Below are 22,565 nucleotides of genomic sequence, written 5' to 3'. Positions count from 1 at the left end.
CACGTTTACCTACGCAGCAGAAAAATGGCTGTTTCGATCAGGTTGTCTTCTCCCCTGCCTACCGCTGCCGGGTTCAGGTCCAACCGTAGGTCAGGCACCACACCATCTTCCAATTGCCGTTCGTCCGGGTCGATGGTCTGCGTTGCCGAAAAGCGGTAGGTCCACCCGTTGGGTAACTCACCAAATACCGGGGTCCCTCCGCCTCCACCCGTTTGGTCTCCTACGAGGGACACGTTGGGGAGGGCCTTCATCATCTGGGCAAAAAAAGTGGTCGCGCTGTAGGACCGGCGATTGGTAAGGACGATCACGCGGCCGGTATACGTTCCTTCCTCCCAGGGACGAATTGTCATCGGTTCCCAAGGGCCAAATTCATCCGGCCCCGGGCCCGATTTGATCCGTTGCTTTGCATACTCAATCTCTTCTGCCGCGAAGGCAGAAGCCAGTAACTCCGCATTGCTCAGATTGCCCCCGCCGTTATTCCGCACATCGATGATTACCCCCCTGCTTCGTTTTGCCCGCTCGACGACCACCTGCAGATTGGCTTCGGAAATCCGTTGCCCGAAGGATCGGTAATTGACATACAACACCTCGTCCACCACCTGATGCTGCAATGGCCCGCTGATCCAATAATCTCCTCCCAGGTATTCCTGCTCGATCAGGTTTTCGTCGTAATTAACGGGGAAATCCCGATACCAATCCCAGTTTCGGCTGCGGTTAAATCCCGTACTTAGATTTACGTGCCCGTCCCGCAGTTCAAAAAGCATTTCGGCCAACAGGTCATACAGCTCCAGTTGGCCCATCTGATCGTTTACCCTGGGCCGGTAATCCGCGCGTACCTGTTTCCAGTCAATGTCTTTGTGGGTAAAAAACGAATACCTATGGTTTACGTCTTCCCATAAGGTATCGAATACAGCCGTTGGGTCCGACGCGGGGTCGGGTGGCAGCAGCCATTGGTCGCAGGAAAACAAAAAAACCACAAGGATCCAACTATACGATGCAGGTCTTACCATATGCGAAAATTTATTAATAGACTGACTGCATGTCCAACACGATGAATCGGTTGGCCTCCCTTTAAGAAAGCGAACTCTGGTCGGTAACGCAGTGCCAGGTCATTACCGGCAGGCAATGTCCAAACCAGCGTGGATTCCAGTCCAAGGTGCCAATCCCTTCCTACGTAAAAAGGGTCCACCGCCCGGAGAAAATTATCCAACGGTTCCCCATCCTCGGTGACTCCTGCCGGGTCGGCTCCGATAAAGCCGGACTTAATCTGAAAGCCCACTACCTGCCAATGGGCCAGGGTTTGCCAGGAAAACTGCTGCCCTTTCCATTGAAAGGGGTACCGGTACCGAAGCGCCGGTCCAATGGAGGTGAAATAATCGTACCGGAGACTGTAATTGGTAAATCCATTGTGCCGACGGAGATTCAACAAATTCTGATTGGACCAGCCCCAATGCAGGCCCCGGTCGGCGTCTTTTTCCCGGTGATAAAAGGTACTGTTCCAAAAGCCCGCAGACAAAGCGTTTAGGGAGTTGCCGATTTGGTTGCTTAGCGGGCCAATGCCAAATTCAACTTGGAAGGTCTCTGTCTTATGGGGGCGTTGAAGCGCGAACGCGCCCGTACTGAAACTGCGGGGCCCGCTGTACTTCATGGAAGAAAACCCGGCGTCACGACTGGTGAATGCCTGAAAGCCGGTGGACAACCATAGATTCCCTGACGACTGCGAAAAGGCGTTCAGGTGGACCATGCAGGTCAACAGGAAAAGAAATAAAAAATGGTTACAGGTACTCCGCATCAGGTTTCGTCTCTGGTAAAATAGTATTGGTCCGCCAAAGTACTAAAATCTGAAAAAAATCTAACCTTCCGATTCATATTCCAGGTATTTTTGTGTTAATTTATTGAGCAATTGCGGTTAACTTTTATTACGAAGATTGATGAAACAGGGTTTGTACCTTTTCCTTCTCTTTTTTGGCTTGGGAGGAATTTGCCAGGGTCAGGAAAGCTTTTTAGGCATCCAAAACAGCCAACGCAAAGGCATGATCAATGCCATGATGAACCCAGCCGAACTGAACCACCTGCACAAAAAAGTGGAAGTATCGTTTTTTGCAGTGGGCGAAACCCTGGATAACAATGTCTTGTCTTTTCAAGACATGCTCTCCGACTTTAACCAATTCGAAAGCATCTTTGCGCGCATATCGGAGCCCGTCAACGTGCGAACAGACTTTACGGTAATGGGTCCATCCGTAGGCATTCGGTTAAAAAAGTGGTCCCTGGGATTTACCTCCCAGGCCCGGGCAAAGGTGGATGTCATCGATTTTAACCCCAAGCTGGGCGACGCCATCGTCAACGAAACGACGGCAAGCGGAACCAACCAAACGCAATTGGACCTACCCTACAATCAGCGTATCAATGCCGTCGGCTGGCTGGAACTTGGGCTAATGGCGGGCACCAGTATCTGGGAAACCGAAACCCAGTCCCTATCGCTGGGTGGGCATTTCAAAGTGCTCTTTCCCGGCACCTATGCCAACCTGGGATTGGACCAAATCCAGGCAACCCTGCTAACCGGACCGGACCAAATACGCCTTTCCAACGCACGGGGTATATTGAACCTATCGTACGACGATCGCTGGGATATCAATCGCAATGGTGGACTGGGCTTCGACACCGACCTTTGGTCGGGTTTTTCTCCCCGTGGCTTTGCAGTCGACCTGGGCGCCAATTACCTCATAAACCGAAATGGGAGACGCTTCCTGAATCTGGGCATGTCCCTGAAAAACCTGGGCGCAATGACCACAGCTAGCAGCCAAATTACCCGAAATTACCAGATCGACATTGGCCAGAGTGAATCCTTTCGGATCGACAACCTGGCAGGAAGCGTTGAAGAAATCGAGCAGCAATTGGTGAATAGCGGGTTCTTTTCAGTTTCCCGTGAGCAAACCGCCACACGTATCCACCTGCCCCAACAACTCGCGGCTTATGTAGAATTCAGTCCCGTACGCCATTTTCAGGTAGCGGTCTACGGACAAAAACGCATCGACGACGAAAGCCGCAACCGGCAATTGAGCGCCCCGGATTTGCTAGTCATCACGCCCCGGTTTATTGCAGGCAAACTGGAGATTTACTCACCCTGGATGCACCATCAGGTTTCTGGCCTGGCAGGCGGACTCGGTATACAATTCGGCGGCTTCTTTGTTGGCAGCCAATCCCTTATCACCGGACTCCTGGCGGATAGCAGTCGACTGGATGTACATGCCGGATTATCCTGGGGATTTTGATTTCTGATTTCGGCATCGGTCGGAACAATACCTGACTTCCTCCCAGTTTTTCTCCCATTTCTTTCGCCAGACAAACGGCCTTCCACAAACCGGGCAAGTCTTCTGAGGCAGGTCTCTTTTCTTTATCATTGCAGCGTAGGTTTCGTTTGGTAACTACACCTTCCCGGAAAATTGTTTACCAAAACCAGGAAAAGAATTCTGTCGATAGGCAACGTGCAAGAAATTCCTTCCCACAGGTAGGTAAGATTGGGCTAAATTCCCAAAAAAATAGGGCCTTTCACAATTGAAATTGCTATATTGGATCGTCAAAAAAATCTGATTAACCCGATATCCATTCATGTTATCCAACGAACAAAAGCAACAAATTAGCGCCTTGGGAATGCCCCTGCAAACGGTAGAAGAGCAACTACAAAACTTTAAACAGGGCTTCCCATTTTTAGAAATTCAAGATGCTGCTAAAATCGGAGACGGCATCCAGGTTTTGACGGAGGAGGAGTTAACCACCGCGGTGAATGAATACGAATCCGCTGCCCCAACGCAAGCACTGGTGAAATTTGTTCCTGCGAGTGGTGCCGCCAGCCGCATGTTTAAAAACCTATTCGGCTTTCTCGAAAAGGGAACCGACTCCTTGGAAGACGATGCCTTTGTGCGCCAATTTTTCGCGTCCATCGACTCCTTTGCCTTTTATGAAGACCTGAACCGGGAACTTCAAAAATGCGGCAACGATTTGCCCACTGCACTAAACCAAAAGGAATATGCACGTATTCTGACCGTCCTTTTGGAAGACGAGGGCCTTGGATACGGAAATTTGCCCAAGGGCCTATTAAAATTCCATGCGTACGGCAGCGAAAACCGCACGCCGGTAGAAGAACATTTTGTCGAAGGCGCACAGTATGGCGTAGGAAAGGACCGAACGGTACGGCTTCATTTTACCGTATCGCCCGAGCATCAGAAAAAATTTGAAGAAAAAGTAGCCGAGGTACGACCCGCTATGGAGAAAAGGTTTGGTGTTACGTTTTCTGTCGATTTTTCCCAGCAAAAAAAGACCACCGACACCATTGCCGTAGACCTGGACAACGAGCCGTTTGTCGAAGACAATGGGGACCTGCTCTTTCGGCCCGCAGGGCACGGGGCGCTGTTGGCGAATCTAAACGAAATCGATGCAGATCTGGTCTTTATCAAAAACATCGACAACGTGGTACCGGATCGCCTGAAAGAGACCACTACGACCTATAAAAAAGCCATTGGCGGCTTGCTCCTCCGGGCACAGTCTGAGGCCTTTCAGGCGCTGAAAGCGCTCGATAAGGCGGTCAGCGAGGCCACCGTAGAAAATGCCCGGCAGGTATTTACGCAGACCCTCGGAGGGAAACTCCCGGATGCATTTCAAACGCTTACACTAGACGAACAGGGCAGTTTCCTGCACAACAAACTAAACCGTCCCATTCGGGTTTGTGGGATGGTAGAAAATACCGGTGAGCCCGGAGGTGGCCCCTTTTGGGTGAAAGAGTCGGATGGCTCGCTTTCCCTGCAGATCGCCGAAACGGCCCAATTAGACCTCGATGATCCGGATCAAAAAGCCATCTTTCAGGCAGCGACGCATTTCAACCCGACCGACCTGGTTTGTGGCATCAAAGACTACAGGGGCAAACCCTTCGACCTGATGGCCTACCGGGACCCAAAGACCGGGTTCATTACCCAAAAATCCAAAAGCGGACGGGATTTAAAAGCCCAGGAACTTCCCGGTCTGTGGAACGGATCCATGGCTCACTGGAACTCCCTCTTCGTAGAGGTACCGCTGATTACTTTTAACCCCGTCAAAACCATCAACGACCTCCTGCGGGAGGTTCATCAATAATCCATTAGGCCTGTCAACAACCTCCTTATGATTCTAAAAACGTTTTCTTTCCCTCGTTTACTTCCTTTCTGCCTATCGGCCTTCTTCCTGCTGTTCCTGTTGGTTCAAGTACCCGCGAGGGCGCAGTTGGACGTGGGCGCCGCCGCTCCTAAGGGCGCGGAACAGCTGTTCAACGGAAAGAAAAAATCCCTACATAAAAACTGGACCTATTGGGAAGGCCCCCGGCTTACTGCCAAACTGCCCATCAAATGGGAAATTGTACCGGATCCGGTCGACAAAGGAACCGCAGTCAGTTCCAACGATCCCGACGGTGCCGGTGGGAAATACGGTGCGGCCGACATTGTCACGAAGCAAAAATTTACGGATTTTCGCCTGCATGTGGAGTTTCTGATCAAAGAACCGGGTGGTAATAGCGGCGTGTACCTGCAAAATCGCTACGAAATACAGATCCTCGATGGAGACAGCACCGATCATGGCATGGCGGCAGTGATCAACGAGAAAGCGGCTCCCTACAGCGTTTACCGGGGGGTAGGCAAATGGAATGCCTACGACATCCAATTCCGAAGTGCCCGTTTCGATGAGAACGGCAAACTGTCGGAAAAAGCAATGACCACCATTTATTTTAACGGGAAAAAAATCCACGAAAATGTGGCCATTCAGCAGGTATGGGGCGGCGCAAACTCCGGCCTGGACGGAGGCAGGGATGGTGGAAAAGGCATCACCAATCGCCCAGGAGGCATCAAACTGCAAGCCGAAGGACACGAAGTGCTGTTCCGCAATATCTGGGTCCAACGGCTCAAGCTGGAAGAACCGGATACCGATTTCTAATCCCCGGGGACGAGGATAAACAAAATCGGATATCCAGAACTTGTTTTTCAGTCTGGCAGTGTTTTTGTTTCCTTACCGGTAAAAAACGGTATGAACTTTAAACGCATTTTTGGACCCATTCTCACCTTGATCGGGTTGGGTGCTCTTATTTACGGAGCCTACGCATTTTTGGGGCCTGGGGAAGCCGATTGGAAAACACTTCTGGTGGTATTCGTATTGGGGTTCGTTTTCTTCAGTTCGGGCCTGGGACTCTTAAAAACAATCAAAGACCGGAGCTAGGCGTACCTGTAGCGCTACCTGTTGCTCCTTCCGTGTAAAGGAAATACCGCCTGGTTGTATCTTTGGAGAATAAAGTGTATGTTAAGGGATAGTTTACTACCTATATCCCGTATCAATTAATGAAAACCCACTTTCCTACCGCTGGACTTCTCCTGCTACTCGTATGTTGCCAGCAGCCCAGGCAAATCACGCAATCGGCCGACCTGTCGGAGCCCAGCCCTTCCACCTACGTGGAAGAAGATCCAGACCCCATTTATTCCGCCCATGTGCGAACCAGCCCCTTCCAGACGCCAGAGGAAGAGAAGGCCGATTTTATTCTTCCACCGGGATTTGAGGTGACGCTATTTGCCGCCGAACCGGACATCACCAAACCCATCAACATGGCCTTTGACGAAAAAGGGCGGCTGTGGGTCAGCCAGTCCTCGGAATACCCCATTAAAGCCGGTGAGGGACAGGGAAGAGATAGAATAAGTATTCTGGAAGACAGCAACAAGGACGGCAGGGCCGATAAAATCACCCATTTTGCCGAGGACTTGAATATCCCCATCGGTGTCCAACCGGTGAAGGGTGGAGCCATTGGCTTCAGCATTCCCCACGTTTACCGCTTTTACGATACCGACGGAGACGATAAAGCGGACAAGCGGGAAATACTATTGGGGCCTTTTGAGACCCGCGATACGCATGGGATGGTGAATAACCTGTTTCGTGGATTTGACGGATGGATCCACGCTTCCCATGGCTTTAGCAATGTTTCTACCGTGGCCGGAAAAGATGGGGATTCCATCCGCATGGTTTCGGGAAACACGTTTCGGTTTGCCATGGACGGCAGCCGTGCCGAAAAAACCAGCGACGGACGGATCAACCCCTTCGGTTCCGATTTGGACGAGTTGGGGTACCATTATTCGGCCGATTGCCATACCCTGCCCATTTACCAATTAATCCGGGAGGGGAATTATACCCAATGGGGGAAAAAGGAACCCAACCGGGGCTTTGCCCCTACCATGATGGATTACGGGCTGAATTCCACGGCACTGTCCGGACTGGTATATTACACAGATACCCAGTTTCCGGAAGCGTACCAAAATAGTTTTTATTCGGGAGACGTGGTCACCTGCCGGATCAGCAGGAGCACCATGAGTTTTAATGGCTCCACGCCCCAGGCCACCCGGCAGGCGGATTTTCTGGTGAGCAAAGATCCCTGGTTCCGTCCGGTAGATATCAAAGTGGGACCGGATGGTGCCTTGTATGTTGCCGATTTTTATAACCCCATTATCGGGCATTACGAGGTTCCTCTGGATCACCCGGATCGGGACCGAAACAGCGGGCGCATCTGGAAAATCACCTACCGCGGACAGCAAAAAACCGTTACCGACTGGTCACGGGCCAGCATGGCACGACTCATAGAAGCCATAGGAAATCCCGTGCTCCAAACCCGGCTGGTTGCTACGGACGAGCTGGTGGATCGGTACGGAAGCGAAGCGACCGCCGCCCTTCAAAAGATTGTCAACCACCGGCGTAGCCCTTCGCGCCAACTGGTACAAGCCCTCTGGGCACTATCACGCCTGGAGGCCCTACCGAAGAAGACCCTGGAGAAAACACGCCTGCATCCCGATCCCCTGGTTCGGGTTCACCTGCACCGGATTCTGGGGGAACAGACCAAATTTGATTCAACCGACTATGAATGGACCAAAGAAGCCCTGGTGGACAACAGCCCCCACGTGCGACGCGTGGCTGCCGAAAATCTCATCCGGCATCAGGACAGAAGCATGGTCCGCCCCCTGATGCAGGCATTTTTGGAAACCCCGGAAAGCGACAGCCACCTGAGATATGCTTTGCAGCATGCCTTTTTTCGGCATGCCAGCCATCCCGAGATTGCCAATACAGTTGCCAGCGAATCCTGGAACGAAGAGGAAGCAGCCGAAGTGGCCCTGGTTTTTTCGGACATCACCTCCCGCGTTTCCGCAGCCTTTCTGGTGGCGCACTTGCAAACCAACCCCGTATCGGAAGATCGTTTTTTACCCTATTTGACAGCTGCGGCACAAGCATTACCTGCTTCCAAAATACATGGACTGATCCAGCTGGCCCTGCAAAAACAGCCAGGATTACCCCTGTATCGGAAAGCCATCGCTATCAACGCCGGGCTTACCCAGCAGGATGTGGAATGGCCCGAAGAACTGATCACCTGGAACCGGTCTTTAAGTGAACAGCTGCTGGAAAAACAGGCTGGGAACTCCAGTTCCCTTAACGAAGCCCAAATCGACGAACTGCACTACGCGACCGGCGTATCTGGTATGCTGCGGCTTAGGTCCACTATTCCCCAACTTCGGCAACTGGTAAGCGGGCCCTATCTGCCGGAGGAGATCCGGGTAGCAGCTGCCAGAGCCTTGATGGAAATTGACCCGGAGACGCAACTGACATTTTTACAGGATTGGATGACCGATCCGGAAAACGCCCTCGACTTTCGTCGCAAAATGGCACAATCCATGGCCCTTTTCTCATCCAGCCGCAGCCTGGATGCATTGGGTGAGGGAATGCGGCATGCACCGATTGAACTACAGGAAACCATTGCTGCGCTACTCGCTGCGGAGGATGAAGGCAAAGACCTTTTGATCAGGCTTATCCGGGAGGGCCTGGCCCCCGCGAGAATTTTACAGCGCCGAAACGTGGAAGAGAACTTCCTTTCCGGTGCCAGCAGCGCGCAGCAGGAGTCCTTCCAGGCCCTCACCGAAAACCTTCTTCCCATCAGTCAGGAACGTGAACAGTTGATTGCCGAGCGTGTGGAGAATTTTGAACAGTCCGCAGCACAGGTGCTATCCGGTAGATCCCTTTACGAACAGCATTGCAGCATGTGCCACCGAATCGAGGAAGACGGAGGCATGATTGGCCCTCAACTAGACGGCATTGGTAATTGGGGCCTTTCCGCTCTGGCCACCAAAGTGCTGGATCCCAACCGAAATATTTCCGAGAACTTCCGGACCTATACCCTGAAACTCAAAAATGGGCAAACCCACTCCGGTCTTTTCCGGCGGGAAGAAGGACAGCTGCTGGTAATGGCAGACCAGACTGGACAGGAGTTTTCCGTTCCCAAAAGCGCTATTGCCGAACAAACCGCCTCTACCATTACCCTGATGCCAGATTACTTCAGCACCACAATGAATCAGGAACAGTTCAATGAGTTGATGAATTACCTACTTAGCCTTCGATAAGATGATTATTCCAGCCCACCTCCCCAACAAAATTGCAGCATCACTAATCACCCTGGTTGGAACGGTTTTGCTCCCACCCTGTATGGCCCGTCAGGATACGTCCGGAGTTCCCGCGTCCAAGATTTCTTTCCAGAAACATACGCTCAGCAGTACCTTTCTGGCAGAAGGCGCTGCCATCGGTGATGTGAACCGGGACGGCTTAATGGACGTCATGGCCGGGGCCTATTGGTTTGAAGCGCCGGACTGGACACCGCACGAACTGGAAGAACCGCAGGAGTTTTACTACGACAAAGGATACAGCAATGCCTTTATCAGCTACGGCATGGATGTGAATCAGGACGGCTGGGTAGATTTTGTGCGGATAGGCTTTCCGGGGAAGGAGGTTCAGTGGTTTGAAAACCCAAAAAACCAAGCCGGACAATGGAAGACACATCGGATTTCCGGATCGCTCGGCAACGAGTCGGCGGGCTTTTTTGACATGGACAAGGACGGCATCAAGGATATTGTCGGCAGTATTCCCGAGACGGGCGAAATGGTCTGGTTCAAAGCCCCCGGGGATCCGGATGATCTGGCCTGGGAAAAATACCCAATCAGTGAAAAAGAGAGTCCGGGCACGGCGCGATTTGCCCACGGTATGGGCGTGGGAGATATCAACGGGGATGGAATAATGGACCTGCTCATCACCGAGGGCTGGTGGGAAGGCCCGGAAGACCCTCGCCAGGGGCCCTGGAAATTTCATCCCGCCGACCTGGGTGAACCGGCCGCACAGATGTACGTGTACGATTTCAATGGGGACGGTCTTGCGGATGTGGTTTCTTCCTCTGCCCATCAATTGGGAGTCTGGTGGCACGAGCAAAGAAAATCCGGGCAATGGGAAACCCACCTTATTGATGACTCTTTTACGCAAACGCACGGACTGGAACTGGTGGACATCAATGGGGACGGACATCCGGATCTGGTTACCGGCAAACGCTATTTCGCCCATATGGGCAACGACCCCGGCGAATACGACACGCCGTATCTGTCCTGGTACGAGTTTGTTCCGGGGTCAGACCCCCAATGGATCCAGCATGTGATTGATACCGATTCCGGTGTGGGGGTCCATGTGGTTACGGAGGATTTTACCGGCAACGGGTTGGTGGATATCGTAGTCGCCAACAAGAAGGGGGTTTTTGTATTTGAGCAAATCAGGGAGTAAGCAGAAGGAGCGCATAAGCGCTGGCAGGCCGGGAGCGTAGCGAAGACCCGGAGGGCGGTGCGGCTTCCTGGAAAACCCTGTTTTTTTAAAATTAGTCCTAAAGGACTAATTCTTAACGCTCAGTCCTCCACCCCATATCTATTGCTGTCCTGATCGTATAGTGCATAGATCGATAGGCTTCGGGGGCTTGTTTCTGGAGTAAATCTCCTGCAAAGATATTGGCCAGGTTAAGTAAAGCAATGGGGTTGCCGGATCCGGAGCGTCGCAGACCTCCGGCCAGCTCACTATCACCATCTGGTCCTTTGCGGATTGAGTCAGGTAGGTGCCTGCGTTGAGTTTGGTGGGCGTTGGCTCGGCGGATTCGCCACCCTACCAATTAGGGAAAATATTCTTATCTTCATCAGTTTGTCAAAGCTTCCTGCAGGCAGGTAATGGAGGATCTACCCGTACCGTAGAGAACGAGTTAAACTGCCCGCTGCCAGTGTACCTGATGAAACCTTGTTCACGCAACATCCAAAGCCGATAAATTTCTTCGGCAGGACCGATCGTCCTCAAATTGGTATTTTTTTTCATTTCGCGTACGTGTTTTATCCAGCTTAACGGACATAGAGAAAAATCATACTACTATGAAAAATCTCATTATTCTGTTCTTCTCTTTTTTCTCTGTACATGCTGCCACGTCCCAGACGACGGTCAGTATAATGGGAGGCCTAAACTATTCCTCTGGCAATTCTTCATTTTCCTCATCCTACATCGGTGGAAGTGCGCGTGCGCAGGTTTCGCCCAGAATCGGCCTGACACTGGACCAGGGATTCCTCGATCAGTTTGGCCTGCATACCGGCCTACTTTATTCAGGGAAAGGATTCCAACTGGATTTTGAGCAGCTGAGAGATGGTGTTGGAAAGGGTGAGGCAACGTTTGCCCTCAATTACATGGAACTGCCACTGATGGCTTATTACAACATCAACAAATTCCAAATACAACTTGGGGCATACGCTGCCTACGCGATCAGCGGCAGGAGCACCACAATCTTTGAGTACCTGGAATTGGGGGAACCTCGAAAATTTGTCAATGAGCAATCACTGACTTTCGGCGACACACCGGCAGCTGAGGACGATCCACTGATTCCCATAGGGTTCCGGAGAAGCGATTTTGGCTTCATGGCAGGCATCGCCTATCGGCTATCCGATACCGGTACACTCAGCTTTCAATACAGTAAAGGACTGAGCAACCTGATTTCAAATGCGCTGGATAATGCCAATCCTGTTCTACATAATGCAGCTTTCAGCCTGTCTCTGGCTTTTGCCATAAAAAGAATAAATCATCGATAAACGCTCAGGATCAAGCACTTTTGATTTAAATTCCGGAAATTCATTACTATCAACTTATTCTCAGGCTACTTTGCAATGAATGACTACGATAAAAAGTTTAAACTAATGTACCTGCAATTTTTTAAGCCCCTGGCGGTCTTTTCGCACAAATACACCCGCGATCTGGAGTTGGCGGAGGATGTGGTACAGAACGTTTTTCTGTCCCTCTACGACAGCCGAAACCACCTGAAGATACATAGTTCCCTAAAATCCTACTTATACAGAGCGGTGTATAATCAGACCATGGATGTCTTAAAGCGTGAATCAAGAAAAATATCGGGTATACATACGGATGAAATGGTGCAGGAAGAATTCCGGGACCTGATGGAAGAAGCGGAATTTGAGCGAAAAATACAGGTGGCCATAGATGCGCTGCCCCAGGGCTGCAGAAACGTTTTCACCATGAGCCGAAATGATGGACTCAGTAACAAGGATATCTCCATTCAGCTGAATATCTCTATCAGAACCGTAGAAACCCAAATTAGCAAAGCTCTGAAGCTACTACGGGAAAGGGTGTACACAATCCTGGCATTCCTACTTCTTTTCTTCGAATTGAACCCGTAGGAGACAGACCGAGCCAATACCGTTAAATCACGACAAATTATGAAAACAAGTAAAAATATCGATACGCTCATCATCAGAAAACTCAGCGGTACCGCGACTGAGGAAGAACTACATACGCTGGGAGATTGGCTGAACAGTAGCGAGGTAAATCGACAGTATGCGGAGCAGACACAGAAAATATGGGAAAAGTCCATGGATTCCAAAATTTACCGGGCGATTGATCTTGACAAAAACTGGAAAACGTTTAAAACACAATCCAAGTGGGGTGAGGGCAGGTCAGTCCACAACACCTGGTGGAAAGTAGCAGCGGTACTGGTATTTGCACTGAGCTTTGCCTGGCTGGGATACGATTTTTGGATTGGACAGCAAACGGTCACAATTGCCGCCCAAGAGCAGGCTGAATCCCATTATCTTCCCGATGGCAGCCTCGTTTACCTACAGCCCGACTCCTGGATAAGCTATAGGCCCGAAAGCTTTCAGTCCTCGGATCGGAACGTATCTTTTGCTGGAAAAGCCTACTTTCAGATTCAGAAAAAAAATGCCGCTGAGCACTTCATCGTCAATACGTTCAACAGTCAAACCATTGTACTGGGAACCGCCTTCACGCTCAATACCGATAAAAAAGCAACGTCCACCCGTCTGAGGCTTTACGAAGGAAAAGTTTTATTTACCACTACCCGTGACTCTGTAACACTACAACCCGGTGAAGAGGTAATTTTAACGGGAAGTAAGCTAGAGAAAAAAAACCTTCGGGAGAATCCAAAGTCCCTGAACTTCCAAAATAGCCCACTAGAGGAGGTATTCAGTGTTCTGAGTGAAACCTATCTGGTAGAATTTTTCTACGATGGCGCCTGGCCCGGCTGCGAGATAAGCGGAAATCTGGATGCCGGAACACTGGAAGAAACGATGCAACACCTGGATTTCATCCTGGGAATCAACTACAGCATAAACGCAAAGCTGGTCATTATTGAAAAAATTGACTGTAATGAATAAGGCCGGCGGATTTCAGCGATACCATCATGCTTCCCTTCGCGAGTTCAAAAAAGTAAGTAAATGATATGAAAAATGTATATGTGTTGCTTTTTTTCCTATCGGCATTCGATATAAAAGCACAGGATCACTTCGGCATAAGGCTACCTCAGCAGGAATACCGGATCCGTAATCTTCTGAAGATCATCAACGAGCAGACGCAGCATTCGTTTATCTATCCGTCTTCTGATGTAGACGAAGAGCAGATCGTCAGCACCCCTGAAGAAAGGTATGAACTCACACGACTTCTCAACCTTATGTTTCCTTCCCAAACCCACGAACACCAGATCAGCGAGAAGAAAGTCCTGGTCAAAAAGAAAAAAAGGGTAAAACAGGCATCCAAAGAAAGGTTTAGCATTAGCGGCTATGTGACAGACAGCGCTTCCGGCGAATCGCTTATTGGTGCTCACATTTTCTTTCCGGAACTCAATTCAGGCGTCGTGACCAATGCGTACGGCTTCTTTTCGGCCAGCCTGCCGGCAGGTACCCATACCATCGGGGTAGGCTATTTGGGATATGAACGGTTAAAGCACAGCCTGGAGCTACGCGAGGATGTAAAACTTAATGTGGCACTGGTCCAAAGCACCAGTAACCTGGAAGAAGTACTTGTACACGGCGGGCAGTCGCTCGTCGAGACCTCACAAATCAGCGGCCTGAAAATACCGATACGGCAGATGAGCAATTTACCTGTTTTACTGGGAGAAACGGACCTGATGAAGAGCATTCAACTGCTACCGGGGGTTAGTGGCGGCTTGGAGGGGTTTAGCAACTTTTACGTGCGAGGCGGCGGGCCTGACCAGAATCTAATTCTTCTGGATGGCGTTCCCCTGTACAACACGCAGCACCTATTTGGCTTTCTGTCCACGTTTAACAACGATGCCCTCAACAATGTGGATCTTTACAAGGGCGGGTTTACGGCCCGCTACGGCGGTAGGTTATCTTCGGTACTGGACATTCAAATGAAAGAAGGAAATCGACAGGAGTTTCGGGGAGATGCCACGGTAGGGCTGCTCGCCTCCGCAATCACGCTGGAAGGACCCATAAATGAACAAACTTCCTTTATGGTTTCGGGACGCCGTACGTACTGGGATGTGCTTGCCAGGCCCATTTTGAGGTCCCTGAACCAAGATATCGGCTACCATTTCTATGACTTGTACGCCAAGATAAACCATTCGCTGTCAGATCGGGATAAAATTTATTTCAGTACGTATCTGGGTAACGACAAACTAAGCCTGATGAATGACGCTATCTCTGAAAACAGTAGTCAGGTAGTCAGTAATGAGGAAAGAAATGCTCTCAAATGGGGCAATTTCATCTCCGCCTTCCGGTGGAATCATACCTATAATTCAAAGCTTTTTGGCAATATGGGTATCACCTACAGCCGGTTTTATTATGACATTAGCAATGCCTATGTGCGCACGTTTGAAGGCGTAGCAGGAAATACCCCTGAACCGGAAATTTATAGCAATTCACTCAACTCGGGCATTGACGATGTGGCCTTTAAAGCCGATTTCGATTATTTCCCACTTCCAAACCAATCCATCAAGTTTGGCAGCATGCTTACCTATCATACGTTTACGCCCAAAGCGCTGTCCACCGCTAATTTCAATTCCGCAATCAGCCTGTTTACCGAACCCATTACTGCCTTGGAAACTGCCAGCTATTTTGAGGATGATATCAAGCTGGGCAACAGATTCGACATCAACATGGGGCTGCATTTTTCTTCGTTTTCCCTACCAGAAAAAACCTACAGTTCGCTACAACCAAGGGTTTCTATGAATTACCGGCTAGGCCCCAAGCTATCTACCAAGATGGCCTATGCAAAAATGACCCAGTTTTTGCACCTGTTAACAACGACTACCGTCGGACTGCCTTCCGATCTATGGGTGCCGACTACCGAAAATATACCTCCCCAGGATGCGTATCAGGTAACCGGAGGTTTGGCTTATACCCCCAATCCTAATGTCGAGTTCTCTCTCGAAGGCTACTATAAGGAAATGGATAACCTGCTGGAATACAAGGAAGGAATCAACTACGCCGATATCAATACCGACTGGCAGGAAACAGTAACTGCCGTGGAAGGCCGGAGTTATGGCGTAGAATTTCTCGCTCAGAAGAAAGCCGGAAAATTGGACGGATTCCTGGGTTATACCCTTGCATGGGCTTTTAGAAAATCTCCAGACCTTAACCTGGGAAAGGAATATTTTTACCGCTTTGATCGTCGACACGATTTAAGTCTGGCGGTAAACTTCAATAAAAGTAAAAAAATTGTCTACTCAGGGGTGTGGGTACTTGGAACCGGACAGGCGGTGACCTTACCGGAAGTACAATACCTCAATCCAGATAATCAGCTCATTGTGGCATTTAGTAAAAGAGGCGCGTATCGGATGCCGGCTTATCATCGCTTGGACCTTAGCGCTTCCCTCATCAGAGAAAAGAAAAATGGGGAGCGTCGCTGGATTTTCGGAATCTACAATAGTTATGCCCGAAGAAATCCGGTTTTTCTGGAGTATCTAAGTGGGGAGAATGCAGGATTTGTCCAGTACAGCCTCTTTCAATTGATCCCAAGTATTTCTTATAGAAGAAGTTTCTGATATGAAAAAAATGCTATATCCTTTATTGTGCAGCTCAATGCTGTTATCCTGCGAGGACGACATCAGTATTGCTATCATCCGGGAGGAACCCAAGGTAGTATTGCATGCCTATTTTGAAAAAGAAAAACCGATGATCGTGGACCTGGTACGATCCATTCCCGTTCCTGCTCAGGTAGATTACGACCGCGCACGTTACCACATTGCCGATGCCGAAGTAAACGTGTTTGAGAACGACGCGCTGCTGGGAACCATGACCCATGAGGGAGCGGGGGTATATGTGTTGGACCAAATTCCCAGGGAAAATCGCATTTACAGTATTTCGGTAAAGGCTGAAGGACTACCAGAGGTAACCACCGATGTTGAGGTATTGCCAGCCAGGCCCAAAGTCAACGATCACCGTTATACTAAAAACAGCCCCTTAACCAACAGTCCGAATCCTTCAGTTGAGCATACCCTCACGCTCGAGAATACTCCAGGTCAGACAGCATACTACAAAATCAGTTTGGATATCCGGGCCATACATTATTCAAACGGAGAAATTCAGCGTGAGGAAACCATCAATTGGTACAGACTGGCCTCCGCTAATCCGCTCCTGAAGGATTATACTTGCCTGGATAACTGCTACGGCGACACGGGTAATAGAAAAGCCCTTTACTTCAGTAACGAAGCCTTTGCCGACAGCCCGGATATCACATTACAACTGACAACGGATTACTTTGAGGATTACGAGGTATCTTTCCCAAACGAAACTGTAAAAATAGAATACGCGCAGACCGTCCGGGTGTCCAAAATCTCAAAATCCATGATGGATTATGCCAGATCTATTTATGATAACAGCAACGCCAACCAGATTTTTCAGGAGCCAGTGACCATTTTGTCAAATGTAAGCGGTGGGTTCGGAATATTCGGTACGCTCAACTCGGTAGATTTACCATTTCGGTTCACTGAATAATCCCGGGCTGAACACTATGCGAAGCGCCTACCCATTGTATTCCAGGTACTTCTTACGTTTGGGGTTGTCTCTAGGCGAACCCTATCTGAGTCCCGTCGGCTCACCGATCGACGATCTCCTCCAGCTGGGCTTTAAGCTCTTCTACCACCTGTGGATAATTCGCATATAGGTTGTCTCTTTCATAGGGATCTTCCCGGATTCGGTACAACTGCCCCTTGGGCCCGCCTTTCGCGGGCTTAAGCCGAGTAGGAGCGCTAAAGCCCCCCGAACCCAGCCCATCGATGTATTTCCATTCCGACGTCCGGATGGCAAACATACCGGAAGAGGAATGATGGACCATCTCAGTACGAGCCAGGTATTGCATGTCTCCCTGCACTACCGGTAAAAAACTGTAGCTGTCCAGGGCCGCTCCTGCCGGTATCTTTTGATCCAGCAAGCCGGCCACCGTGGCGAAAAGATCGGTCAGACTGACTAGCCCTGGGTAAGTTGCTTTTTCCCGTATGCCCTTCGGCCAGGATAGCAGCAGCGGAACCCGGTGGCCGCCATCCCAAGCATCGCCCTTCTGTCCCCGTACACCCCTATTCGAATCGTGACCGTACAATAAAATCTCTTCCTCCGGCCAATAGGCCCCATTGTCACTTGAAAAAATCAGAATGGTGTTTTCCAGCAAGCCCTGCGCGTGGAGCTGCTGCTTTATGCGGGCTACCACCTGATCGATATCCATAACAAAATCTCCGTACAGCCCCGCTCCGGATTTACCTGTATGCTCCTCCGAAGGTAGCCAGGGGGTATGGGGGCCGGTCAGTGGTACATACAAAAAAAAAGGGGTGTCCGCCGATTGGCGTTCGATAAAGGCCAGGCCCTGACTGGTAATTTCATCCAGGCAATCCTCCACCCGAAAGGAAGGGGCCATCTCTCCCTGCCGCCACCATACGCCTTTTTCCCAATACACGGCCTGATCGTTGCTGTGTTTCTTATCCCAGGAAAATTCCGTGTTTTCCTTGCGCCGGGGATACACGTCTGTCGTTAAAATCACTTCCGGATCCACCGTCCGGTGATTTTCCAAAAAAACGTAGGGAGGGATATCCAAAGATGCCGGGTGAATAAACGAATAATCGAAACCAAAGTCGTTGGGTCCGGTCCGAACCGGCTGGCTGTAATCCACATTGGAATGGCCACTTTCCACATCCAATACCGCAGCCTTGCCGTCCTTAGTGACCCATTCCAAACCCAGGTGCCACTTCCCGACGATAGCGGTGCGGTAGCCGGCATTTTTGAGAAGTGTAGCCATGGTCATGCGGTCTGTGTCCATTACCGGGGGAGTAAATCCGCCAATTCCCCGGGCTGCGGCGGGCGTTCGGAAGGCGTATTCCCCGGTAAGCAGGCCGAAACGGGAGGGCGTACATACGGAGGCACTGGCATGGGCATTGGAAAAGGTAATGCCTTCCGCAGCCAGTGCATCCAAGGCAGGTGTTTCAATTTTGGACAAGGGATTCAGGGCCTTGATATCCCCGTACCCCATATCATCCGCAAAGATGATGACAATATTGGGGGGATTCTCCCTCGCATCCAGACCCTGAGCAAGGACATCTGTTCCCCAGAAAAGGATCAGGTACAGGAAAAAGCTAAAATTCAAGCAATTTTTCATGGGTTCTCAATTTAAAGGAACGGAAGTGGCCAGTGCAATCACCCTACCCTGATTTCCAACGGCATTGTAAAAATGATAGGTAATACCCTCCCAACGAATCACCCAGGGTTTGTGGGCGTACACGGCATCGTAGGGCTCGGAGGGCGCCACCAGGTCTTCCCCTTCCCAATCCGTCCAATGCAGCAGATCGTAGGAGCAGGCAAAGCGCTCAAAAGCCCCGGGTTTCCAGAAAGCGCCAAAGTAAAACATCACATATAGGTCATCTATCTTTACTACCTGCGCATCTCCGCAAATACCCTCTCCACGGGTGATAACAGGTTCTTCGCCGATCCGAGTCCAGTTTACCATGTCCTCCGACCCCGCCATGCCGATACTTTCATAGGCGGCGGTGTCCCCTTTGGCATTGTAATACATGACAAACCGATACCCGGTCAATTGATCTTCATCGCGGATGACGTGGGATTTGTAGATTTTATCGGTTTCGAACCAGCGCGCGGAGGAGTCGCCAGGCAACAGTACCGGACTAGTGATCCGCTCCCATTCTTCGGCAAGGACCAGATTTTCCGATTTGGCCATACCCACACCCAGCGTACCGGCTTCATACCCCGCGGTGGCTCCACCGAGATACGAGATCCAGTAGGTACCTGCATGGCGATGCACTTCGTTTCCGGCACCCCATTCGGTGTCGACGAGCGCCAGGTATCCGGCTTTTTGATTGGCATCCCAGGTATCCTTCGTAAAGGAAAGCAGCTTGCCCAGCTCTTCCCAATCCAATAAATTACTGCTTTTGGCCAGCCAGGTCTCGTAGCCCGTTCCGTCAAAGACGATGTAGCTCATGTACCACTGATCGTCGTATCGGAAGACGGTGGGACTGTCTACCAGTTTGGTGGTATCGCTGTGCTGAAATACCACGCCGTATTTATAAGGGGTTTTGATCCGTTCGTACACCTCCTGCATGGTTTCCGCAGAAACCTCCAATGGAAGCTGGGGGGAGGGCTTGCAGCAAACCCCTCCCCAGCAGCCTAGCGTAACCAGCAGAAATTGCTGAAAACGATTCATCAACAAGCCAATTTATAGCTTGTAATATTCCTCCCAGCCTTTTCGTGGCGGAACGCCTGCCAGCAACTGATTGGCCAGTGCGTGATTGGTGATTTGTTTGGACTCCCGGTCAAACGTCAAATGGGCCTTGAGTCGCTGTGAAAGAACGCCCAGGGTAAATACCTGACTCAAGGGTCCGGCGATATCAAAAGAAGACCGGCATTTCTCCTCTCCCTTGCAGGCTTTCAGGAAATTGGCAAAGTGGTTGGAAGGGCTTTCCATAACTTCCGGGAGCTGCGAAGCCATGTCTTTGGCTGCTTCCTCGGGAATAATGGATAGCGTGCTGCCGTGCGATCCCCCCTTAAAGGTTAGGTCTTTTCCGTAAATGATTTTTCCGGGGTTGAGCTTGGCCGGCTGCAGTTGTCCGTCACTCGGAGGAGGGATGTTCGGGTCCAATTCGGATACACCGTATCCTTCCGGTACCGGCGGGATGTTATTTTGCCCATCATACCAGGTAATGGTCATGGCAGGCATATCTCCTCGCTTGGGAAATTTGAACTCCAGGGTGGTCTCCATGGGAAAGAAGAAGGTATTATGACCATCCAATCGGGTAGGAATGATTTCTTCCGGAAGCCCTAAATCCAGGAATTCGTGGGCGGTATCCATGATATGCGCGCCCCAATCGCCCAAGGCACCCATGCCGAAATCGTACCAGCAGCGCCATTGTCCGTTCACCAGATCTTCGTTATAGGCGTGCTCATGAGCAGTGGTGTGCCAGGTATCCCAGTCCATCGTATCCGGTATGGGCTGCTTTTCGGGAAAGGAGATGATATTGGTGTCCCAACCGTGCCACCTCCTGCGACCGTTCATATGGGCCGTCATATTGGTGACATCTTTGATGATTCCTGCCTCTTTCCAGGCCTTAAATTGGAAATAATTGGCTTCCGAATGGCCCTGATTTCCCATTTGGGTGGCCACCTTGTATTTTTTGGCACCGTCCATCATTAGCTGCACTTCCTGAAAGGTACGGGCCATCGGCTTTTCTACGTACACGTGTTTGCCAAGCGACATGGCCAGCATGGTAATGGGAAAGTGAGAGAAATCAGGCGTACCTACGCTGACCGCTTCGATGTCCTTCCCCATTTTGTCAAACATTTCCCGAAAGTCCTTGAATCGGGGCACATTGGGAAACATTTTCATGACCTCCTCCGTGTGGGGCGCTCCCATGTCCACGTCGCACAAGGCCACAATGTTGGCCAGCCCTGTTTGGTAAAGCGATTTGGTGATGCTTCCACCTCGGTGACCGATACCGCAACAGGCGAGGTTTACTTTCTCGCTGGGTGCAATGTGCCCCAGAGGCTTGCCCAAAACAAAGGATGGGATAATGGAAATACCGGCAGCTCCGAGGAGCCCGGACTTGATAAATTGTCTGCGTTTATCGTTCATTTATTTATTTGGTTATTTTGATCTGTTCGTCCCAAACGATCCCTGCACCCCGTCTCTAAAGAAACGGAAAAGGACGCATGAAGATAAACCATTTGTTGAGAATTTCGGGTAAAAATCACCGATTAGTTTCCCTGAAATGTTTGAAAAGGCTAAAAAATGCACGTAACTTTCGACATGAATTCTATCCGTTCCTTTATCTTACACGGGTTGGTTGCGTTCGTAGTCGTGGCCTGCGGGCCTGGAGATTTTGAGAAGCAATCCCGGTATACATTGGCCGTTTTAGATACCTTGTCGATTCCTTTTGAAGGAGAAATTCATGCCGCAGACTTTTTGGGAAACCGGGGTGTGCTTTACAACTACCGTTCCGGGACCTACCTGGCTTTCGATAGCACCGGAGCCGTGCTGGCCAGCAATTCGTTGCCTCCACAAGGCGATAACGGCCTGTTTTACGTCAATGGCTTAAAACTACTACCCAATGGGGAGCTATTCGCCCATTCGATCAAAGGAGAAATCGGCCTGCTCGACCAAAACCTACGCCTTCGGGAAAAGCGGCTGATGCCGTTCCCAAATGGGGTGGTGGACCTGAAACGGAACGTGCAGATCATGGAGAAATGGAACGAAGAGCTGTTACTGTTTTTTCCCGGAAGAGGAAACAAAAGCCCCTATGCGAAGGGATACTACCGGGACAATCACTTGCTGGAAAAGTTAGATTTGGTGACCGGCGAAACGGCCCCATTTTTACGGCTATCCCCCGAAAGTCAATACCAGCAGGACCTGCATTTTGAACCCTCCACTCCGCTAATCAGCCGGGCTGGTGATCACCTGTACCTTGCTTTCAACAAAGAGCCGTTGATCCACCGATACAACCTTGCCGAGGAAGGGGCTTGGGAGGAAAGTGTACCGCTAGAGGCCGCGTCATTTGCACGGATAAAGGGCCAAACCCTTCCCCTGGGCAACGATGGCTCCATCCTTGCCGAAGGGGAGATTACGGGGCTGTTTGGCCTGGAAAACGGCTTCGCGGTAAGTTACTTTGAGGGCCTGTACCGGGACAGCCTGCCGCCAGCCGCTACCCTGCCCGGACAAGTAGTGAAATGGTATTTCCCGGAAAGCGGTTGGTCCGAGCCACTCGCCCTGCCAAAAGAGCTATTGTTTCTGCTTAATTTTGAGGGACCGGACCAGCCGTTTTACGTACTACTCGATCCGGGCTATTTTCCGGATCGAATACATGAAGTGAAAATTCTTAAATTACATGTTCAATCCAGCTTGTGAAGCAGTTAATTTACCAA

At 50.5% G+C, this 22,565-nt stretch carries 18 protein-coding genes; 12 read left to right on the top strand and 6 right to left on the bottom strand.

What is annotated here, in order from left to right; translation table 11 throughout:
* Positions 1-5: 5 nt before the first annotated feature.
* Positions 6-1,010, bottom strand: a complete 1,005-nt coding sequence (locus GCU44_RS05115; RefSeq protein ID WP_154854693.1) for a S41 family peptidase — start codon at positions 1,008-1,010, stop codon at positions 6-8.
* The gene (locus GCU44_RS05110; protein ID WP_154854691.1) at positions 1,004-1,792 is read right to left on the bottom strand and encodes a hypothetical protein; all 789 of its coding nucleotides are present in this window, start codon (positions 1,790-1,792) and stop codon (positions 1,004-1,006) included. The genes GCU44_RS05115 and GCU44_RS05110 overlap by 7 nt, the downstream gene beginning before the upstream one ends.
* Positions 1,793-1,931: 139 nt before the next feature.
* Here GCU44_RS05110 and GCU44_RS05105 point away from each other — a divergent pair, with 139 nt between their 5' ends.
* A complete protein-coding gene (locus tag GCU44_RS05105) occupies positions 1,932-3,272 on the top strand; it encodes a DUF5723 family protein (protein ID WP_154854689.1) in 1,341 nt (446 codons plus the stop codon).
* Here the strand turns inward: GCU44_RS05105 and GCU44_RS05100 are convergent.
* On the bottom strand, positions 3,255-3,401 hold the full coding sequence (locus GCU44_RS05100) for a DUF2256 domain-containing protein (protein WP_174238233.1): 147 nt from the start codon (positions 3,399-3,401) through the stop codon (positions 3,255-3,257). The genes GCU44_RS05105 and GCU44_RS05100 overlap by 18 nt on opposite strands.
* Positions 3,402-3,609: 208 nt before the next feature.
* Here GCU44_RS05100 and GCU44_RS05095 point away from each other — a divergent pair, with 208 nt between their 5' ends.
* The 10 genes from GCU44_RS05095 (at position 3,610) to GCU44_RS05050 (ending at position 17,147) form a co-directional block, all read left to right on the top strand.
* The gene (locus tag GCU44_RS05095) at positions 3,610-5,127 is read left to right on the top strand and encodes a DUF4301 family protein (protein ID WP_154854686.1); all 1,518 of its coding nucleotides are present in this window, start codon (positions 3,610-3,612) and stop codon (positions 5,125-5,127) included.
* Positions 5,128-5,154: 27 nt separating this feature from the next.
* Entirely contained in the window at positions 5,155-5,955 is an 801-nt protein-coding gene (locus GCU44_RS05090; RefSeq protein WP_154854683.1) for a 3-keto-disaccharide hydrolase, read from the top strand.
* A 90-nt stretch (positions 5,956-6,045) separates the two neighbouring features.
* On the top strand, positions 6,046-6,234 hold the full coding sequence (locus tag GCU44_RS05085; protein WP_092177232.1) for a hypothetical protein: 189 nt from the start codon (positions 6,046-6,048) through the stop codon (positions 6,232-6,234).
* A gap of 119 nt (positions 6,235-6,353) precedes the next feature.
* The gene (locus GCU44_RS05080) at positions 6,354-9,440 is read left to right on the top strand and encodes a PVC-type heme-binding CxxCH protein (protein ID WP_154854680.1); all 3,087 of its coding nucleotides are present in this window, start codon (positions 6,354-6,356) and stop codon (positions 9,438-9,440) included.
* Between the two features lies 1 nt (position 9,441).
* The gene (locus GCU44_RS05075) at positions 9,442-10,638 is read left to right on the top strand and encodes an FG-GAP repeat domain-containing protein (RefSeq protein WP_154854677.1); all 1,197 of its coding nucleotides are present in this window, start codon (positions 9,442-9,444) and stop codon (positions 10,636-10,638) included.
* 626 nt (positions 10,639-11,264) lie between these two features.
* Positions 11,265-11,969: an outer membrane beta-barrel protein gene (locus GCU44_RS05070; protein WP_154854654.1), complete on the top strand. Its 705-nt coding sequence runs from the start codon at positions 11,265-11,267 to the stop codon at positions 11,967-11,969.
* Positions 11,970-12,044: 75 nt separating this feature from the next.
* Entirely contained in the window at positions 12,045-12,572 is a 528-nt protein-coding gene (locus GCU44_RS05065; protein WP_092177242.1) for an RNA polymerase sigma-70 factor, read from the top strand.
* Positions 12,573-12,611: 39 nt separating this feature from the next.
* Positions 12,612-13,565: a FecR family protein gene (locus GCU44_RS05060; protein ID WP_154854651.1), complete on the top strand. Its 954-nt coding sequence runs from the start codon at positions 12,612-12,614 to the stop codon at positions 13,563-13,565.
* A 65-nt stretch (positions 13,566-13,630) separates the two neighbouring features.
* The gene (locus GCU44_RS05055) at positions 13,631-16,195 is read left to right on the top strand and encodes a TonB-dependent receptor (protein WP_154854648.1); all 2,565 of its coding nucleotides are present in this window, start codon (positions 13,631-13,633) and stop codon (positions 16,193-16,195) included.
* Positions 16,196-16,232: 37 nt separating this feature from the next.
* Positions 16,233-17,147 (top strand): DUF4249 domain-containing protein, encoded by a 915-nt coding sequence (locus GCU44_RS05050; RefSeq protein ID WP_206670808.1) that lies wholly within the window; start codon positions 16,233-16,235, stop codon positions 17,145-17,147.
* A gap of 100 nt (positions 17,148-17,247) precedes the next feature.
* Here the strand turns inward: GCU44_RS05050 and GCU44_RS05045 are convergent, their stop codons facing one another.
* From GCU44_RS05045 to GCU44_RS05035, 3 genes are read right to left on the bottom strand one after another with little or no spacing between them, the layout of a single operon-like run.
* Positions 17,248-18,795: a sulfatase family protein gene (locus GCU44_RS05045; protein WP_154854642.1), complete on the bottom strand. Its 1,548-nt coding sequence runs from the start codon at positions 18,793-18,795 to the stop codon at positions 17,248-17,250.
* Between the two features lie 6 nt (positions 18,796-18,801).
* Positions 18,802-19,854, bottom strand: coding sequence for a glycoside hydrolase family protein (locus GCU44_RS05040; protein ID WP_241684843.1), 1,053 nt, complete (start codon positions 19,852-19,854; stop codon positions 18,802-18,804).
* Positions 19,855-19,866: 12 nt separating this feature from the next.
* Positions 19,867-21,279 carry a Gfo/Idh/MocA family protein gene (locus GCU44_RS05035; protein ID WP_154854639.1) on the bottom strand — a complete coding sequence of 471 codons (1,413 nt, stop codon included), beginning with the start codon at positions 21,277-21,279 and terminating at the stop codon, positions 19,867-19,869.
* A gap of 156 nt (positions 21,280-21,435) precedes the next feature.
* On the opposite strand from GCU44_RS05035, the gene GCU44_RS05030 reads away from it, so the two are divergent.
* A complete protein-coding gene (locus GCU44_RS05030; protein WP_154854636.1) occupies positions 21,436-22,548 on the top strand; it encodes a hypothetical protein in 1,113 nt (370 codons plus the stop codon).
* Positions 22,549-22,565 lie beyond the last annotated feature (17 nt).

It is taken from the genome of Cyclobacterium xiamenense, from assembly GCF_009467825.1.
GTDB lineage: Bacteria > Bacteroidota > Bacteroidia > Cytophagales > Cyclobacteriaceae > Cyclobacterium > Cyclobacterium xiamenense.
The sequence above is the reverse complement of the archived record's forward strand: the minus strand, read 5'-3'. Positions and strand labels throughout refer to the sequence as shown.

Coding starts and splice junctions, on each gene's coding strand:
- GCU44_RS05115 (WP_154854693.1), bottom strand. CDS start 1,010: ATGGTAAGACCTGCATCGTATAGTTGGATCCTTGTGGTTTTTTTGTTT.
- GCU44_RS05110 (WP_154854691.1), bottom strand. CDS start 1,792: ATGCGGAGTACCTGTAACCATTTTTTATTTCTTTTCCTGTTGACCTGC.
- GCU44_RS05105 (WP_154854689.1), top strand. CDS start 1,932: ATGAAACAGGGTTTGTACCTTTTCCTTCTCTTTTTTGGCTTGGGAGGA.
- GCU44_RS05100 (WP_174238233.1), bottom strand. CDS start 3,401: ATGATAAAGAAAAGAGACCTGCCTCAGAAGACTTGCCCGGTTTGTGGA.
- GCU44_RS05095 (WP_154854686.1), top strand. CDS start 3,610: ATGTTATCCAACGAACAAAAGCAACAAATTAGCGCCTTGGGAATGCCC.
- GCU44_RS05090 (WP_154854683.1), top strand. CDS start 5,155: ATGATTCTAAAAACGTTTTCTTTCCCTCGTTTACTTCCTTTCTGCCTA.
- GCU44_RS05085 (WP_092177232.1), top strand. CDS start 6,046: ATGAACTTTAAACGCATTTTTGGACCCATTCTCACCTTGATCGGGTTG.
- GCU44_RS05080 (WP_154854680.1), top strand. CDS start 6,354: ATGAAAACCCACTTTCCTACCGCTGGACTTCTCCTGCTACTCGTATGT.
- GCU44_RS05075 (WP_154854677.1), top strand. CDS start 9,442: ATGATTATTCCAGCCCACCTCCCCAACAAAATTGCAGCATCACTAATC.
- GCU44_RS05070 (WP_154854654.1), top strand. CDS start 11,265: ATGAAAAATCTCATTATTCTGTTCTTCTCTTTTTTCTCTGTACATGCT.
- GCU44_RS05065 (WP_092177242.1), top strand. CDS start 12,045: ATGAATGACTACGATAAAAAGTTTAAACTAATGTACCTGCAATTTTTT.
- GCU44_RS05060 (WP_154854651.1), top strand. CDS start 12,612: ATGAAAACAAGTAAAAATATCGATACGCTCATCATCAGAAAACTCAGC.
- GCU44_RS05055 (WP_154854648.1), top strand. CDS start 13,631: ATGAAAAATGTATATGTGTTGCTTTTTTTCCTATCGGCATTCGATATA.
- GCU44_RS05050 (WP_206670808.1), top strand. CDS start 16,233: ATGCTGTTATCCTGCGAGGACGACATCAGTATTGCTATCATCCGGGAG.
- GCU44_RS05045 (WP_154854642.1), bottom strand. CDS start 18,795: ATGAAAAATTGCTTGAATTTTAGCTTTTTCCTGTACCTGATCCTTTTC.
- GCU44_RS05040 (WP_241684843.1), bottom strand. CDS start 19,854: ATGAATCGTTTTCAGCAATTTCTGCTGGTTACGCTAGGCTGCTGGGGA.
- GCU44_RS05035 (WP_154854639.1), bottom strand. CDS start 21,279: ATGAACGATAAACGCAGACAATTTATCAAGTCCGGGCTCCTCGGAGCT.
- GCU44_RS05030 (WP_154854636.1), top strand. CDS start 21,436: ATGCACGTAACTTTCGACATGAATTCTATCCGTTCCTTTATCTTACAC.